Consider the following 18036-nt stretch of genomic DNA (forward strand, 5'->3'; position numbering starts at 1 on the left):
TTTTATAATGATTAAATGTTTTTGCTTGACATGAAAACAGCCAACAATGAGATAAGAAAAGCCACCACAGAAAAGATGGTTCTTATCAAATGAAATTGATTCCATTTGACCTCATAATACTGTCTGAATTCTGTGAGTTTGGAAGTACCCATCTCAGAAAGATTCAATGCTTCCAATTCATTATTGAGCGGCACGTTGCCCAGGCCTGTCACGGCAAAAGTGCCCATGACGTAAACTATAGTGGCGCTTAGCATCAGCCAGAAAGTAGCACCGCTGCCTTGTTGTGTCAGCGTACCGATGGCCAACACGATCATACTCCCAAAAAAGATCAGGAAGAATGAAGGGTTCAGAATTTCTCTATTGATGTGCTGCATAGTTTCCAGATAGGTTGGATCCAGCACTTTTTTGGTTCCAAGTATTACGGAAACTGACCAGGCATAAAAGAATCCAGCTGAAAGTCCTGTCAGCAGTACCCCAACAAATAAGGTCATGTTTTTGAATGTGAATTCCATCGTTTAGTTATTTAATTGAGTTTGTAGCCAATTGTTGAGGTGGCTGTATTCCTCCGTTGTCAGTTTGATTTCGTCTCCTTTTGGCATTCGCCTTTTTTCAAAAACCTGTTTGTATATTTTTTCCGCTCGCTTTTCCATGTTCTTCAATGAGAAGACCATAAATGGGTTTTGTTTTCTGTGACAGACATTGCATTTATTTTCCAAAATTTTGAAAGCCTCTGTTTTCAATTCTTCAGAATTTTTTGAAGCTGTCACATGGATCATTGGAAAAGGCTCTTCAAAAAACAAGAATCCCGTCAGGGTGATTAGTGCCAAGATCTCTTTCATGATTGTTTGTTTTTGATTTTTGAACTCCAGTAGAGATAGATAACTAGCTGGCATTCCATGGCAATGAGCCAGAAAGAAGCGGCACCAAAAAACTCCTGATAACTCCCACCATAAGGCATGATAAAATATGGTACAGTGAAGAGCGCATCCATCATAATCAAGGTCATTACAATGATGACTCCTGCTTTTAGTCCATGCATAGGGCCACTCCATTTGTAGTACACATGTGTCCCTATCCAGACGGTAGGAATCAAGATGATGGCCAATGTGAGATTTGCCTGAAGTTCCAGATCTTCAAGTACCGGCAGGTAATAAGAGAGCGTAAAAAAGCTCACTCCTACCATCCAAATTAAAACTGCGATAATGATTGCTTTGATAGTTTTCATTGCTTTGTCTTTTTATTGATAAAACAAAGCTGTTGGTTATACTATCGTTTGATTTGTTTGAAAAGGAGTACGATTTGTTCGAAAGGGATTATCCCTTTATTTCACTTGGACGAAAGCCGAATTTCTTTGAAAAGGCATTGGAAAAAGAACTGAGGCTGTCATAGCCGACATGCCAGGCAGCCTCCTGAATGGTCATTTGCTTAGATCGGATCAGTTCATTGGCTGTAGTGAGTCGCTCATTTTGCAAGTACTTAAAAACGGGCACTCCGAAGAGCTCTTTGAAGTTCTTTTTGAGTTTGAATGTATTGAGACCTATCTCTTTGGACAACTCTGATAAGCTGGGTGGGTGCTCCAGATTATTGATCAAGATGTCTCTGGCCTGCTCCAATTTTTCTCTTTCTTCTGTAGGAATTGATTCCTCAGACATCAACGACAGCTGCCCAAAGAAATGAGCCAGCAACGTATGAATCTGACTCCTGAAAAACATCATTTTAGCTTTCCCTTCGTAGCGTGTATGAAAAATCTGGTCAACGATCGACTGCATCTCAGGAGTCATAAAGAAACTGGGACCTTCCACATAATGGTCATTCGGATGTACCAACTGATTGAGCATTTCTCCAAAAAGCTCACCCTCCAGATTAGGTAGTTTGTCTATGCTGGCGATGGAAGTAGCTATCACCAGGCATTCGAGCGGCTTGTCGGCTGATACCGTATGAACAAACTCAACCTTTTCATCCGCATAAAAAGAAAGCGCCAGTCCTTTGGTGTGGCCAAACTCCTTCGAAGTGTCTCCATATTTCACCGTTAGGTCCACATTCCCTGAACCATAAAAAGCAACGGCAATAACCGATTCATCGAAGAGACAAGAATCGGTGGTAGGCACCTCCGAATGGCCAGTCTCTACTAGAATGGTAAAGTCATTGATATCTATGATGTCGCGAGTCATGTTGAATTTTCAGAAATTAGGTATTCTAAGGTAAATAGAAAATTAAAAAAATTTGGCTCTGGTAAATATTGATAACAACAAGAAGACAAAAAGTTCTTGACCACAAGTTGCTCTAAGTTTCAAAAGAATCACCTTGACCAACCAGATGATGACGACTTTCATAAGGTTTAGTGCCAACTCTTGAAACCAAAACCCACATTCTTACGATTAGGAAAGGAGTATAACCAAGAACTTATGATCACACGAACAAAATGGTTTGATAGAAAATTCGAAACCATCGCAGACTCCTCACTCCTATTAGACATCATCGAAAGACTAGAAGGCACCGGCCTCCGCATTGAGCACAAGCTCCACAACAGCGGCAGCGCCTACCTGCAGTCCACTGCAAACAATAAATGGTCTATTAAAAAGCAAATCGGTCATTTGGGTGATTTGGAACCACTTTGGCTAGAACGTATCAAACAGATCAAAGCAGGTGAACCAGACCTGAAAGCGGCAGACTTGTCTAATCGAAAAACTGAGGAAGCGGCACACGATGAAAAAAAAGTAAAAGAGCTTATTGCAGACTTTGCAGCACAACGAGAGAGAATGATAGAAGAACTCAGAGCGTGCACAGCTGATCAGCTTCAAAATGAGTCCAAACACCCAAGGCTCAACAAACCGATGAAGCTCGTGGACCTGGCTTATTTCGTCGCGGAGCACGACGACCATCACCTGGCTACCATCCAGGAAATGCTAAACGCTAAATAAAACTCCTAAACCAATCGACAATGAACTTCACCAAAACCAATAATCTCATCGGCTGGCTACTGTTTTTGGGCAGCACCGCTTTGTACCTTTTCACTTTAGAATCCACGGCCTCCTATTGGGACAGCGGAGAGTTCATTGCCGCCAGCTATAAGCTGGAAATTCCCCACCCGCCAGGCGCTCCTTTGTTTTTATTGATTGGTAGAATATGGAGTATGATGGCCTTGGGTGACGTACAGTCTGTAGCCTTTGCGGTAAATGCACTAAGTGCCATCACGAGTGGTTTGGCGGTGATGTTTTTGTATTGGAGCATCGTGATGATTGCAGATAAGTTATTGAAGAAAATTTCTGGCGAACTTTCTCCTTGGTTGTTGATAACCAGTGGTGTAGTCGGTGCCTCATCTTTTGCCTTTTCTGATTCTTTCTGGACCTCAGCCACCGAAACGGAAGTGTATGCCTTTTCCATCTTTTTGACTGCCATTGTCTTTTGGGCTATCCTCAAATGGGAAAGACAAGAAGACCCTGTGGATCAAAATCGATGGTTGCTATTGATTGCCTACTTGATGGGATTATCGGTAGGCGTGCACTTACTCAACCTCTTGGCCATTCCCGCACTGGGTTTGGTATACTATTTCAAAAAGTATCAGAAACATTCCTTTTGGGGCGGGATGGCTGCCCTTAGTCTTTCTTGCTTCATACTAGTGGGCATTTTATACGGCTTGGTCTCAGGCGCTAATCTGGCCAAGAGTATGGAAATTCTATTTGTCAACAGCTTTGGGTTGCCATTTGGTTCTGGTGCCTTAACCCTTCTGGCTCTGATTATTGGCGCGTGGGTTTATGCCATTAACTACACCCAAAAGAGAATTTGGGCGAATGCCAATATCTTCATTTTGGCCTTAGGATTTGTCCTGATCGGTTACTCCTCCTACACACTCGTACTCGTACGCGCAGGCGACAACCCTCCCATCAACCAAAACAATCCTAACAACCTGCTGGGACTGATCTACTACCTCAACATGGAACAATACGGTACGCGACCGTTACTCTATGGTAAGCACTTCGATGCCCACCCGATCGACCAGAAACAAGGCAAGGCGTATTACGAAGTCGGAGCAAATCGCTACGAGGTCAAAGATCACAAAATGGAATATATCTATCAGGATGAAGACCTGATGATATTGCCCCGTATGCATAGCAATATGATGCCACAACATGCCCCGGCTTACCGTCAGAAAACAGGATTGAAAAAAGGAGAAAAACCTTCCTTTGCAGATAATATCGGATTTATGTTTTCCCATCAGATCGGTCACATGTATATGCGCTATCTGCTATGGAATTTTGCTGGAAGAGCCAATGATATAGAAGGCGCTTCGTGGCTTGGACTTGCCGATTCATTCGAAACATTACCAGATTACATCACCAACGACAAAGCCCGCAACAATTACTATATGTTGCCCCTGCTGTTAGGAATAGCTGGATTGTTCCTTCTTTTCAAATCAGACAAAAAACAACTCTATATCACCGGCATGCTGTTTATAATGACCGGATTGGCCATCGTGGTTTATATCAATGCTCCACCTGTAGAGCCTAGAGAACGAGATTATATTTATGTAGGCTCCTACTACGCCTTCTGCATTTGGATTGGACTAGGTGTGATTAGTTTATTTCAGGCTTTCAAATCGATTCCTAGATTGTCTATCCGGCAGTCGATGGTGGCCGCTACCCTCTTGTCTGTTTTGATACCGGGTATTTTACTATTTGAAAACTATGACGATCACGACAGAAGTAATCGCTACTTAAGCATCGATCAGGCCAAGGCTATGTTGGCATCTTGCGACGAAAATGCGATTCTATTTACCGGAGGCGACAACGACACCTATCCACTCTGGTATGTCCAGGAAGTGGAAGGTTTCAGAACGGATGTGCGCGTCATTGTGATGAGCTACGCCAATGCGGGCTGGTATGTCGATCAGCTATACAGAAAGGTGAATGAATCAGAAGCCCTACCACTCACGCTGACCAAGGAAAATTACAAGTCTGGCGGATTAAATGACTATTTGCCTTTGGTGAAAAATCCAAGAATAAAAGGTGCTATTAGTGCCAAACAATACTTAGGCTTAATTGAAAAGGAAAGCAAAGCGCTGCAAGCCAGCACCGGTTTTGGTGATTTGAATACAACCCCATCGGACAGTTTTTATATCAACACCAATCTTGCGGAAATTCGGAATAAGGTGCCCGAAAAATTGCATCATCTCATGACGGATAGGCTGGAAGTCAAACTCAAGGGCAAAGCGCTAGAGAAAAAGGACTTGTTGATTCTCGACTTGATCGATTCGAATGCCTGGAAACGACCCATCTATTTCAACTTCACTTCATTGAATAGTGTGAATTTCGACCTTCAAAAAAATATCGTTCAGGAAGGCACAGCTTATCAGTTGCTTCCTGTCGTTAACCCTAACGATGACAGTCTATTGGTAGATGAAGAGAAAATGTATGACCGAATGGTCACTCATGGACTGTGGAGAGATTACAAAGAAAAGTCGCCTTATTACAATGATTACTACAGAGGCATGTTGATGAATCAGCGACTTCAATACAATGAATTGGCTCAAGCCTTGTTGGATACGGGCCAAGTAGAAAAGGCCAGGTCGACAATCAATTATGCGTTATCGGTTTTCCCTGAACGATTGGCACCCTACGACCTCAGTCATTTGGAAACGACGAACATACTTTTGGCTTTGGGAGACTTACCTACAGCCAATCATATTGCAGACACGTTAGCTGGCCAATCTCAAGATAAACTAGATTTTGCTGTGAGGATCCAAGACCTGGACTCATTGGATACCAGAAGGAGTTTGTACACCTTGAGAGAGTTGGCCATGATGTATCATAGACAAGGATATACTGATCGGAGCAGTGAATTTGCAAAGCTGTTTGAGAATTATGCCAATCAATTGGAAGGATAATTTTTTTATACCGATCGGTATATTTTAAAATAAATTGTTTAATATTGCCTTGTTATGTTGACGAAAGCCGAAAAAACAAAGCAATTTATCCTGGAGAAGATCAGCCCTTACTTCAATAAACACGGCTATACCGGTACGAGCATGGCCGACATTACCAAGATTACAGGATTAACGAAAGGCGCCATTTATGGTAATTTCAAAGACAAAGAAGAACTCGCCCTAGAAGCGTTCAACTATAATATAAGAATTGGAGTTGGCCGGATTGGTGACCATATGAATCCTAACTCAGATGGAATTACCAGACTACTAGAGATCATAGACTTTTTCAAAGTCTACTATACTTCACAGCGATTACACGGGGGTTGTCCCATGCAAAATGTGGGTGTAGACTCCATCCATCATAACAATACTTTACACAAAAGAGTCGTCTCAGTAATCAATAAACTTATTCGTCAGTTAGCTGATATTATTGATTTGGCTAAGGAAGAAGGAACGGTAAAATCAACCATTGATTCTATGAAGTACGCGAATAAAATATATGCACAAATCCAGGGTGGCATTTTTGTTTCTAATATGCTTGACAACTATGATCATCTAACCGAAATCATGAAGCATGTCGAATACATGATTGATAACGAAATGAGAGTATAAAAAAATTTTAAACTATAATATACCAATTGGTATATTTTAAAAACAGAAAACCATGATAAAACTTATCCAAACCTATTTTAAGATTGCCTCTGCTGTCGCACCGACTTTAGCCGGCAATCACGCTTTCGAATTGTTTCAAAGACCTTTGAATAAGAAAATTCGGAAGAAAGAAATGTCCTTTTTCAAAGTGGCTAAACTGTTTAAAATCAAGCATTATCTGGAAGACATCCACTGCTATGAACTGGGTAACCCGGCCGGCAAACTAGTACTACTCGTTCATGGCTGGGAGTCCAACGCGGCTAGCATGTCGGCCATAGGCTTAAAGCTGGCTGAAGCCGGACATCATGTGATTCTCTTTAATTTACCGGCCCATGGCTTTTCCAAGCTCAAAAAAGCCAATATTAAAATGTGTAAAGAGGTGCTCCTTGAAGTCATTAACCACCTCAATCCGAAGCAGCCCTTCTCCATTGTTTCTCATTCCTTTGGGTCGGCAGTAACAGCCTATGCCCTATCCAAAACTACTCACCAGGTGGATCAATTGATATTTTTGACCAGCCCAAATAAGATTACACAGATTTTCGAAGACTACGCCAACTTCATTGGCCTGAATCAAAAAGCCTTGAAGCAATTGTGTCAGCGAGCTGAGAATATTCTTCACGAACCACTGGAAGGCATACGAACAGATTTGCTCCATAAGAAAATCAGGTACAATCGCCTGCTTCTCATACATGACTCGCAAGACAAGGTCATACCCAAAGCCAACTCTATTTCCATCTACAATCAATGGCCTAATTCTGAATTGGAGTTGCTCGAAAATACCGGACACTATAAAATGCTCTGGAATGAAGAAGTAATTGAAAGCGTGATGAAACAATTTTCCTCCTCGGAAACTGAAGAAAAAAGTCTATATGCCGTAGCCTTTTAAGTCCATCTTATTCCCTCTGAGCCTAGTAAGAAATTGTCTCAGAGGGATCTACTTATTTCTGAGTATTTTCCAAATGCTTTAATGCAAAACTTAAAATCCATTTTGCATCCCAATGGCTAGTTAATATCTTGTGGTTAAAATAATCTCACGAACTATGTTTTCAGCCAAGAAATCAATCATCTACTTATTTTTTTCACTATTATTTGTTACGAATACCTCATTTGCCCAGCAGCAAGAATTCAATCAATTGTTTAGCCAGTTGGAACAAGCCATAGGGACTGTAGAGACCAGTAAATACAAATATGAGCCTGAGCTACTTTTTGAACATACTAGTGTAATCAAATACAGTTATACCAAAACAAGTACAAAGGGCACAGCTAATTCATATGCTTATGAGTTGAATATCGCAGATATTGATCCTTATACAGTTCGAGAAAGTACAGAACGAGATTTGATTGTTGTGAACATAAAAATTAAGAACAGTCAAGATTTGATTAAAACCTTTCAAGATCAGGAGGTGAAGTCCTATACTGAGGAATTGCAGATAGTAGCTTCTGATATTAACAATGCCAGAAAAATTCGAGAAATCATTGAGAAGGCGATTCCTATTGCGGAAAAGATCATGCTCAATAAATTGAGTCTAAACAATTACAATGAAATGCTGGACTGGCTGGCCAATAATGTAAAGGATGCGACTTACTCAGATGAAACCTATGCGCAGTCTTTGCAACCAGACCCACAATATGCTGGAAAGGTTAACCTGAGTATTGTAGAAACAGGAAGGTCTTCTAAACAAGCAGACTATTCGTTCAACTTGGCTGACATCAACATCAACACGGTTCGTTTCGATATCAGCGGGTCAGAATTTGGATTAGAATTTGAAACCAAAAGAAAACACAAGCTGATCAAGTATGCTGAAGATGGCGAATCGAAACCGTTTATTGATGACATCGTGATCAAAACAAATAATGTAGAAGAAGCCCGAGATCTTCAAACCGTGCTGACTCTTATCATCCCCGAAGCTGAAAAACAAGTAGAAGCCAGTTTTCCAAAATTCAACAATAAAGAAGAGGCCTTGGCTGCTGTGAGCTCAGGGACTAAAGTACTCACCTATGGAGACAACACTTTTGAGCAAACTTTCAACGCGGATTGTTTGGCCGAATATGTAATTACAGAAATTTCAGAAAGCAAGTCTGAAAAAAAACAGCACAATTTCAACTGGATAGACATCAATGACAAAGTCATAGATTACGACATCAGTGGATCTAAAATGTACATTGAACTCATCACCAACAAAAAGCAGAAGTTGATGAAGGTGATTGAAAATGGAGAAGTAGATCCATACGATGAATCCTTTAAGCTTTATTGCGAAGATGCTGAAAATGCGAGGCAACTTCAGTATGCCATAAAAAAATCCATCGAGTTGTGTAGAAAAAGCTACCGCCCAGCTGTGCCTAGCACGAGTCTAAAAGCTAAAATAGATTGGCTGACCGGTGCAGTAAAAGAAGTACGTGAAGGAGATGACACTTATAGTCAGTCTCTATCTTTGGTTGAGGAAGGAGATCTAAAAAAGTTTAAGTTTACCAAAATCGAGATCGATGAAAAAGGAAGTTCAGAGCATATTTACGAGGTGAATTTTGCTGACTTGAATGAACGAAACATTGATTTCGATATTTCTGGCAGATCCATCTCAGTGGTAGTAGAAACAAATTTTAAGGAGAAGATTATCAAATTCTACAAAGACGGTGAAATTCAAAACTATGAAGATGAATTCACCATTCATGCCAACAACGTGGAAGAGTCAAGAAATTTGATCAGAGGTCTGGTTGATATTGTAACGATGTCGAAGAAAAAATGATAAGATTGCACAGAAGGTTTAACACGATTTGAACCTTCCGTGTCAATTATGGTCCCGGCTTTTGACCGTTCTTTTCTCCCATTTCTTCTTTTCTTCTTCCATTTTTTTCTTCTCCTTTTCTCCAGTCTCCAACAACATCAAGGCATTTACATCCGGTTGACCAGCATCCACCCAGCAGGTAAACCAAATATCTCCTACCATTTTAATACTGGCTCTCATTCTACGCTCCACCATGCCATCGAGCATTTGATCGTACGCATGAGCATACTTCTGTGAATAGACCCTTATGGTTGAGTTACCTCTTTCTTCGTAAGAGTACTTTTTGCTCTCTGGAAATTTCTTCGATAGCTCCTTCTCAAAACGAAGCACGGAGTCCATCGCCAGGTGGGCCGCTGTCACGGCCTCCCAAGCTCGCTCCTGTACGTTTTCGACATATTCGGCCTTGCCTACGAAAAAATCATAATCATCCGCATACAACTCAGGAAGTCTGGATTCCCAAAAGCCATGAATACCATATTGCCCAGTCAGTTGGCCATTGTAATTTTCTGTGGTATGTAAGGGCACATTCGAATCACCGATATAATGACCAATGTCTGCCGAATACCTTAGAATTCTGTCGAGATCCCGTTCTTCAAAGGCCTTCGTCAGTTGATACTTCATCAGAACAATATGCCAGGGTACAATACCATACGCCTGCAGGGTGTCTTCGGTATACTTTTCTACCGCATCGAACCAGTTGTGAGGCACCACTTGCAACGCACTATCACCATAAATATCCAAATCGATATAGTGCCTCGGTGCCTCTCCTTCTACGGCATATCGGCGCTGATCAGGATTGATGGCATTTTCAGTCAAATACACAATGTGCTTTTTATAAAAGCCTATGAGCTCCGGTGGAATAGTAAATACAGCCAAACGGTTGATTCTTCTATGCGCATAAAATCCCCAACGATAAGAAGACAGGGCAAGGCTTGTCGTTAAAATCAGAAAAATAAGAAAGTACTTTTTCAAAAATCAGGTATGATTACGTTTAGATTCAACTAAAATAAAAAGACTTTAATAGTATAATTATTTCCTGAGCTATTAATTTTCAGTTCTATTGCAAGTACATCTATGACCCTCAAACAGTTTCTCTTTTTCCTGGCCGTTTCTTCCATTTTCACAGCCTGTACTACTATCAAAAGTGTGTCTAATAGAAAGATGATGAACAAGAGTCTTTCAAACTCCCCGTTGTTTGATAGTCACTTGACCGGCTTTGCGCTTTACAATCCTGCGGATAGTTCTTTCCTCTATACCTGGAACGAAGACAAATATTTCACCCCGGCCTCCAATACCAAATTATTGACTTTCTATGCTGGGCTTACCTTGATGAGAGATTCTCTACCAGGGCTTAGATACCTCCTAAAAGGAGATTCTCTATTTTTTACCGGAACAGGCGACCCAACGTTTCTGCACCCGGATTTTGAGGATCAGCCCATTTATGACCTATTGATGGACAGCAGTTATAGTTTGCACTATGTCAAGCCAAAATTCAAAGACGAGCCATTTGCACCAGGCTGGTCATGGGAAGATTATGAATATTATTTTCAACCCGAAAGAACTGCATTTCCAATTTACGGAAACACGATTCGCTATGTCTATGATTCAGTAGACGATAGTTTTTCGGTAGAACCAAGGTTCTTTGCAGACTTTGCGGAAATCAGGGAAATAGATTCTGAGAAGCTCAGTCCTTATCGACTTCAAAACACCAGCATCTTTAGTTTTGCACCTGATACCGCCAGAAGTGCCTATAAAAACAGCGTACCTTTTAAAACATCGGATGCGCTTACACTCACGTTACTAGAAGACACAATCAACAGACCAGTCCACTGGGTAGAGGATTTTGAGTTTGAAAACTCAAAACTGGCTTATAGCCGATCTTCTATGGAGTTATTTGCATTTATGCTCAAACGCAGTGATAACCTTGCAGCGGAACAAATCCTTTATCTATGTGCAACTGAAATGCGCATGCCGCTACAAGCCGATCCAATCAGGCTGTTTACGCAGGAAGAGAATCTTAAAATTTACCCAAAACCACCGATCTGGAAAGATGGAAGTGGTCTATCACGCTACAACCTGGTCACACCCAAAAGCATGATAGGCGTTCTGAATTATATCTCCACTGAAATCAGCATAGATCAAATGAAACAGGTGCTTTCTGTAGGTGGTGTCGACGGGACATTGAAAAATTGGTACAAACCAAAAGAAGGAGAGTTACCCTATGTATTTGGCAAAACTGGAACGCTCAGCAACAACCATAATCTTACCGGCATCATTCGGACCAAATCAGGAAAGGACCTGTTTTTCAGTTTCATGAACAACAACTACGCTTCTAGTTCTCGTCCGGTGAAACTCGAAATGGAAAAAGTAATGCGACTGATTTACGAAAAATACTAAACATGAAATCCCAAAACCCTATTATCCTCCTTCTAATATTTTCTGCTTTAGCAGGACTCCACTTCTCTTGGGCCTTAGGGAGTCATTGGGGATTTACGGCGGCCTTACCTACTACGCCCGAAGGTGACCTTCTATTAAAACCTACACCTCTAGATTCAGCAATTGTAGGGTTTGGCCTAATGGCTTTTGGCATATATTATTTGCTTCAAACGCAATGGATTAATAAGACACTACCAGACAAACTCAACCGAATTATTGGGTGGGTCATACCTGGCATCTTCCTGCTAAGAGCAGTTGGTGACTTTAAGTATGTGGGTATCTTTAAACCACCCATGCAAACAGCCTTTGCGCAGGCAGACTTCTTCTTCTACTCTCCTCTGTGTCTTCTGATTGCACTCTTGGGTTTTCTGGTCGTTAGACCAAAAGATTAGTTTTCACTCAAAATTCCACCACTTAATCGTAGCAGTTCAGTCTTTGATTCAATCAAATTATAAATGGACTGATAGTACACCAAAGCCGTTTGCAAATAAGTGATTTGAAGGTCTCTGTAGTTAAAGGAGTTGATACTACCATTACGATAGCGTTCTTCTCCCATGCTGAGATTCAGATCAGCCGTTTCGAGGTTTACCGAAGCGATACTATTCAGATTCTGACGGAGATTATATCGATCATAAGAACTAATCAAAGAATTGTCCAAAGTCAGTTCTAAGTCTTTGATCTGCAACTGACCAATTTGCTCCTGGATGCGAGCATTTTTGATTTGATTCTTGATCTTTCCGCCATTGTAGAGCGTGAATGAAAGTGTGAGGTTGGCAGCTAAAGACAAAGTAGTTGTATTTATACCTGATATTTGATCCGTAGGGGGTCCGATCGGAGTACCTAACTCCACATGATTCCAACCATTGCTGCCAGATACATTAAATGTTAAACGTGGGTACATGGCTGAGCGCGAAATACCAATCTCTTTCTGCAAGATTTCAAGATTTACATACTGATTTCTCAAGTTACTATTCGAAGACTTCATGGCTGCTGCCAATTCGTCCAAACTAAAACTCGTTTCCTGAGCGCTGAGACTGTCTGTAAACTGATAAGTTTTGTCTACTGGCTGTGCCAAAAGCAGATTCAAATTTCTTACCGCATTTTTATGGTTCAATAGCTGAGTCAGGTAATTTGACGAATCTGTCAAATAAGCATTTTTATCTCGAAGAATGTCAAACGTAACTGCGCTACCTAAGTCTCCTTTCAATTTAACATAGTCATATCTATCTCTGGATAAATTGAGTGTATTGGCAAAAACCTCCGTTCTTCTTTCTTCCAACAATACCGTATAATAGGCCAGAATAATAGCCTGCACCGTATTTTCTATAATAATTTGAGCATTACCGCTTGATTGTTCTTCCAATAATGCCAACTTCCCTTTCGTCATCCTTACATTCATTCCATCAAACAGCACCCAACTGGCCTGTAAAGTTGGAGAAACATCTGTTGAGGTATTTGAACCCCCAAACCTAAAAGGGTTGTCAGTTTCAAGGTCCTGGTAAGAAATTGATGGACTTGCGTTCAATGAAATATTTGGAAACATCCCAGCCTGCCCCCAGGTGTTGAGATTGGCCGCTTGCTCCTTTTTATTTTCTTCTATTTGAATGGAAAAGTTGTTAGCCAACCCTTGCTCAATAGCTTGAGACAGCGACAATTCATCCTGAGCCTGTACTGCATTTCCTATAAAAAAACCCAAAAGGGCCAAAACCAAAGTGGCTTTCCTAGTTTGATTATTCATTTATTTTTATTCTTTCGGAAAATTAAATATTCGAATTATTGATTCGTGTTATTCAATCCCCCTTCCCAACAAATTAGTCCTCGAAGCAGCTTCTCCTCCCCCTTTTCAAAGGGGGACAAGGGGGATTTGCTTTTCCGAGACCTCTAATACTCCGCCAATTTTTTTCCTTCGATGATCGCCGGTTCCACCTCTTCCTTCGTCGGCTTCAATATTTCCTGATGGTCACCCCAGAACACCGCTCTTAAGCTCAGCCATATCCCTCTAAAAAACCAAGTCGTGTATACCTTGATATCATTGAAACATAAGATCATGACTGGGAAGAAAAACAGGATAAAAAGCGTACCAAACAACACTCCATAAGCCAATGAAATGGCCATAGGTATAATGAACTGGGCCTGAAAACTTTTCTCCAATATCAATGGAAAAAGCCCTGCGACAGTCGTCATAGAAGTCAATAAGATGGCCCTAAACCTGGCAGTACCTGCCTTGTTAATAGCATCCATCACATTCATTCCCTCTTTCAGGTTTCTGTTGTATTGATCTAACATCACTACCGCGTCATTCACAATTACTCCTGACAAAGCCAGCATACCGTAGAAGCTCACAAAGGAAACTACTGCATCGTGGAAGAAATGCCCAAAGGCTGCACAAGCCCACCCGAGTGGCAACAACACCAAAATCAAGGAAGTTTGGTAAAATGACCTAAAGTTCAATGTGATAAAAAGCAGCATGAATAAAATAACGGGCACCAGAATCTCCATAAAGGAGTCTGTTTGTCGTTGTGATCCTCTCGATTGCCCTTCGAAGCTATATTCCAATCCGGCATATTTGTTCATGATTGGAGGCATAATCTCATTGGTGATCTTATCCAAGATCGGAGGTAAAGTAGTTTTAGAGTTAGCCAATTCAGCATAGACCTGTACGGCCCTTTTGCCATTGAAGTGATTGATACTCGTAATGCCACGGCCAATCTCATAGTCTGCCAATTCTGACAATGGATACTCGGCTCCGTTTTTCTTCACCTTCATTGATTCCAGCTGAGTAATACTCAATCTGTCCTCTTTAGGATATCTCACCCACACTCGAATCTCATCAGTATTCACTTGAAGTCGCTGCACCTCTTCACCAAAGAACCCTTGGCGAATTTGCTGGGTAATATCATTTTGTGTCAAGCCCAAATGATAGGCCAGTGGCTTCAGCTTCAGCTCCAACTCGCGCTGTCCGGCTGAGGCGTCGTCTCCTACATCTATCAAATCAGACATTTTGAGTAAGGCATCTTTCACCTCTTCTTTGGCTTTTTCCAAATCAGGAATATTCTTACTCTTCAAAGAGACTGCGACAGGTTTGCCCCAGTAGTTGGCTGCCCCTACGCTGAATTTTTCAGCTTCCGGTACAAGGCCTATTTCTTCACGAACTTTAGAAGCAACTTCGTATCCAGAGATATTGTTTTCATCGAGATGATCAAAATCAATCCTTACGGCTCCCGTATGAGAACCTGTATTTTGCCTGTCTGATGTAGAACCCAATTGGACATCCACATCTGTCATGATCGTGTCTTTGATTCTCCCTTCATCCAACATGCGCTGATGCACTTTCCAAATCGATCGCTCAAAACTCCAAAGGTACTCTTCGGTCACGGTCTCTCTAGTCCCTGGCTTCAATACCAAATCCACGTTGATATCATCGATTGGTGGACGGCTAAAAGGTGTGAACTTGATAAGACCTCCAGCAAACATGCCTAGCACCATGACAATAAATACAAACGGAGCCATAAAGGAGATCCAACGATGTTTCAATAATCTACCGATAAACGGTGAATACATATTGAACCGTACATGGTCAATCATTTTCTCCATACCTTCTCTGAACCTATGATACCATCCATCAGTTTTCCTACCTTCCAGTACCCACTTATGAGACAAGTGAGCAGGCAACACAAAAAACGCCTCCACTAATGAGAATGCCAGACAGGCAATCACCACAATGGCCATTTCCTTGGTAAAGCCATTGTTATCCAAAAAGATCAATGGCATAAAAGCAACAATGGTTGTCATCACGGAAGTGAATACTGACGGCAGCATTTCCATAGTCCCATCGATCGCTGCTTCGTGTGGCTTCTTACCTCTTTCGAAATGAGTATAAATATTTTCTGCAATTACAATACCGTCATCAACCAAAATACCGACTACTAAGAGCATCCCTGTAAGGGTCAACATGTTGATCGTAATGCCCGCCATATCTCCTATGATAAACATGGCACAGAATGAAATTGGAATTCCCATGGCCACCCAAAAGGAAAGCCTCAAAGACAAGAAAAAGCCGAGTGTCAGTAACACAAGTATCAGCCCCGTACCGAAATTTCTAATCAACAACTCCAACCGATCCTCTAGCATCGAGTTGAAGTCAAAGCCCATGGATAACTCGATGTTCTCCTGCTGTGAGTTAAATTCTTTAACGTACTCATCCAAAAACTTAGATATCTTTTCTATATCCTCCTCGGGTAATTTTTGTACAGCAATATTGATGGCACGTTTGCCATTAGAATAATACTTGTTAGGCACATCTGCGAATTGCAATTTCACATCAGCAATCTTCCCTAAATGGAGCTTAGTCCCATCAGGGTTTGCTCTGACAATAATTTCATCTAGAATACTTGGATCAAATTCTTTCGAATTGGCACGGATACGAATCTCCTCATCTACGGTTTTGATAGAACCACCCGACACATCACGGTTGTTCATCCGAATGGCACTGGCCACTTCAGCAAATGTCAGATTGTACCGTCTTAGGTCTTGTTCTCTTACTTCAATAGAAATCTCCAAATCGGAATAACCCGAAACCCTGACTTGCGAAATGAAACCTGACTTCAGAAAATCATCTTCGACTTGCTCTGCCGCTTTTTTTAGTTCTAATAATGAAACTGTACCTCGTATCCCCATGTATGCGGCCATACTGGTAGATTTTTGTTTGGCCACTACAGGCTTCTCTGCCGACACCGGAAAGGCATTGATTCGATCGACTGCATTTTTCACTTCCGTAGTCAATTCATCCAAATCATAACCATCTCTGGATCGAATGCTGATGTTGACAAAGTTTTCTGATGAAGTTGAAGTTACTTCTTCTATTCCTTCCAAGCCCTTGAGAGACTCTTCGATTTTAATGGTCACTCCTTCCTCCATTTCCACAGGAGAAGCCCCAGGATAGGACACATTTACACTTACATAACGTGCCTCACGCTCCGGAAAGAACGATTTCTTTAGATTAAAATAGTAAGTTCCTAACCCACCAAATACACCTACCATAATAATGGCATTGGCCCAAATGGGGTATTTGACAAAAAATTCTATAACCTTTCTCATGACTTACGATTTAGGTTTTATGATTTCTACTTTCATGTTTTCAGAAGCATTCGATGGGCGATCAGTTACCATCATTTCTCCTGGCTGCAATCCACTAATAATGGCATTGTTTTCGGAGATCTTGTGCACACGTACTTTTCTAGTTACTAGCACACTATCCTGAACTACAAAAATTTCGTCCTTATTCTTAAGGATTCGCCTTGGTACTTCAGCGGAATTTTTCACTGACTTTCCAGGAATCCTGGCCTTCAAAAACAAGCCGTCCAATGCCTCATATTTAGATCTCTTCTGGATGTTGATAAAGACACTCACACTTTGAGAGTTGGGGTCGATAAAATCTGCGATTCTTGTAATCTTACCTATCCAGTTTTGCTCGAAATCAGATTCATCAACAATCGTCACCGTTTTACCCAATTGCACAAACTCAATATCTCGCTGCTCAACGGGTACTTCTAGCTCCAATTCATCTGTGCTAATGATAGTCCCAATATTTGCTCCGGGGCTAACTACAGAACCTATTTGATAATTGATTGAAACAATACTACCATTGAACGGGGCATAAATATGAAACTTCTTCAAGTTTTCCTCTTCGCTTTTTATTGCATAATATTCGCTGAGAATATTTTTTGCAGCTAAGAATGTCTTTTCTTTAGAGGACTTAGGCTCTGGAAGCGCCGGTAATTTTTCATCCAGTTTGATACCATCAAAATAAGATTGCCAGACGCTAAAACTATTAGGAAAGTCTATTCGGATATCTGGAAGAATCGAAGCCAGCGTATGCAAGAAACTACTTTTCCTCGCTTGTAGCGTTAAGCTTTCTTCAACGTTATCAATCCGACAAAGCAATTGTCCTTTTTTAAACCTTGAGCCTTTTTTCAGTACTGAGCTTCCTCGAAGTAATTTCCCTCCTACTTCAGCTATCACGCTGAGCTGTTTTGCAGACCCTACTCTTCCAAAGGCCTCAATGACCGTTTCTACCGTCTCAGGTTGAAAGGGTTTAGCAGATACATAATTTTTCGCGATTGGTTTTGGTCTTTGAGGTGGTTCTTCTTTCTGACTTGAAAGCGCCTGATAGCCAAAATACACAGCAACAACAGTTAGTATAACAACTGCAAAAGATACAAGTTTTCTCATTGGTGATAGATA

General features: G+C 41.2%; 15 protein-coding genes. 7 read left to right on the forward strand and 8 right to left on the reverse strand.

Translation table 11 applies throughout. The features are described from left to right. Window positions 1-11 precede the first annotated feature (11 nt). The 4 genes from R8N23_RS15645 to R8N23_RS15660 form a co-directional block, all read right to left on the reverse strand. Window positions 12-512, reverse strand: a complete 501-nt coding sequence (locus R8N23_RS15645; RefSeq protein WP_318172553.1) for a DUF1772 domain-containing protein — start codon at window positions 510-512, stop codon at window positions 12-14. A 3-nt stretch (window positions 513-515) separates the two neighbouring features. Further along, window positions 516-839 (reverse strand): hypothetical protein, encoded by a 324-nt coding sequence (locus R8N23_RS15650; RefSeq protein ID WP_318172554.1) that lies wholly within the window; start codon window positions 837-839, stop codon window positions 516-518. Next, on the reverse strand, window positions 836-1225 hold the full coding sequence (locus R8N23_RS15655; RefSeq protein ID WP_318172555.1) for a DUF5367 family protein: 390 nt from the start codon (window positions 1223-1225) through the stop codon (window positions 836-838). The genes R8N23_RS15650 and R8N23_RS15655 overlap by 4 nt, the downstream gene beginning before the upstream one ends. A gap of 88 nt (window positions 1226-1313) precedes the next feature. Next, window positions 1314-2171, reverse strand: a complete 858-nt coding sequence (locus R8N23_RS15660; protein ID WP_318172556.1) for an AraC family transcriptional regulator — start codon at window positions 2169-2171, stop codon at window positions 1314-1316. 234 nt (window positions 2172-2405) lie between these two features. Here R8N23_RS15660 and R8N23_RS15665 point away from each other — a divergent pair, with 234 nt between their 5' ends. From R8N23_RS15665 to R8N23_RS15685, 5 genes are all read left to right on the forward strand, one after another. Continuing rightward, complete coding sequence (locus R8N23_RS15665) at window positions 2406-2921, forward strand: DinB family protein (protein WP_318172557.1); 516 nt, start codon at window positions 2406-2408, stop codon at window positions 2919-2921. A gap of 20 nt (window positions 2922-2941) precedes the next feature. Continuing rightward, window positions 2942-5884 carry a DUF2723 domain-containing protein gene (locus R8N23_RS15670; protein ID WP_318172558.1) on the forward strand — a complete coding sequence of 981 codons (2943 nt, stop codon included), beginning with the start codon at window positions 2942-2944 and terminating at the stop codon, window positions 5882-5884. A gap of 54 nt (window positions 5885-5938) precedes the next feature. Further along, window positions 5939-6535 (forward strand): TetR/AcrR family transcriptional regulator, encoded by a 597-nt coding sequence (locus R8N23_RS15675; RefSeq protein ID WP_318172559.1) that lies wholly within the window; start codon window positions 5939-5941, stop codon window positions 6533-6535. 52 nt (window positions 6536-6587) lie between these two features. Beyond that, entirely contained in the window at window positions 6588-7460 is an 873-nt protein-coding gene (locus R8N23_RS15680) for an alpha/beta fold hydrolase (protein WP_318172560.1), read from the forward strand. Between the two features lie 154 nt (window positions 7461-7614). After that, window positions 7615-9318 carry a hypothetical protein gene (locus R8N23_RS15685; protein WP_318172561.1) on the forward strand — a complete coding sequence of 568 codons (1704 nt, stop codon included), beginning with the start codon at window positions 7615-7617 and terminating at the stop codon, window positions 9316-9318. 42 nt (window positions 9319-9360) lie between these two features. On the opposite strand, the gene R8N23_RS15690 is transcribed toward R8N23_RS15685, so the two are convergent. Beyond that, the gene (locus R8N23_RS15690) at window positions 9361-10329 is read right to left on the reverse strand and encodes a zinc dependent phospholipase C family protein (RefSeq protein WP_318172562.1); all 969 of its coding nucleotides are present in this window, start codon (window positions 10327-10329) and stop codon (window positions 9361-9363) included. Window positions 10330-10431: 102 nt separating this feature from the next. Here R8N23_RS15690 and R8N23_RS15695 point away from each other — a divergent pair, with 102 nt between their 5' ends. Next, on the forward strand, window positions 10432-11754 hold the full coding sequence (locus R8N23_RS15695) for a D-alanyl-D-alanine carboxypeptidase (protein WP_318172563.1): 1323 nt from the start codon (window positions 10432-10434) through the stop codon (window positions 11752-11754). Window positions 11755-11756: 2 nt separating this feature from the next. Then, complete coding sequence (locus R8N23_RS15700) at window positions 11757-12185, forward strand: DUF3995 domain-containing protein (protein WP_318172564.1); 429 nt, start codon at window positions 11757-11759, stop codon at window positions 12183-12185. On the opposite strand, the gene R8N23_RS15705 is transcribed toward R8N23_RS15700, so the two are convergent. The 3 genes from R8N23_RS15705 to R8N23_RS15715 all read right to left on the reverse strand — a co-directional run bounded on the left by R8N23_RS15705 (window position 12182) and on the right by R8N23_RS15715 (window position 18024). Beyond that, entirely contained in the window at window positions 12182-13531 is a 1350-nt protein-coding gene (locus R8N23_RS15705) for a TolC family protein (RefSeq protein ID WP_318172565.1), read from the reverse strand. The genes R8N23_RS15700 and R8N23_RS15705 overlap by 4 nt on opposite strands. A 143-nt stretch (window positions 13532-13674) precedes the next feature. Continuing rightward, window positions 13675-16890: an efflux RND transporter permease subunit gene (locus R8N23_RS15710; protein ID WP_318172566.1), complete on the reverse strand. Its 3216-nt coding sequence runs from the start codon at window positions 16888-16890 to the stop codon at window positions 13675-13677. A 3-nt stretch (window positions 16891-16893) separates the two neighbouring features. Continuing rightward, window positions 16894-18024 carry an efflux RND transporter periplasmic adaptor subunit gene (locus R8N23_RS15715; protein ID WP_318172567.1) on the reverse strand — a complete coding sequence of 377 codons (1131 nt, stop codon included), beginning with the start codon at window positions 18022-18024 and terminating at the stop codon, window positions 16894-16896. Between the last annotated feature and the right edge of the window lie 12 nt (window positions 18025-18036).

This window comes from Reichenbachiella sp., assembly GCF_033344935.1.
GTDB lineage: Bacteria > Bacteroidota > Bacteroidia > Cytophagales > Cyclobacteriaceae > Reichenbachiella.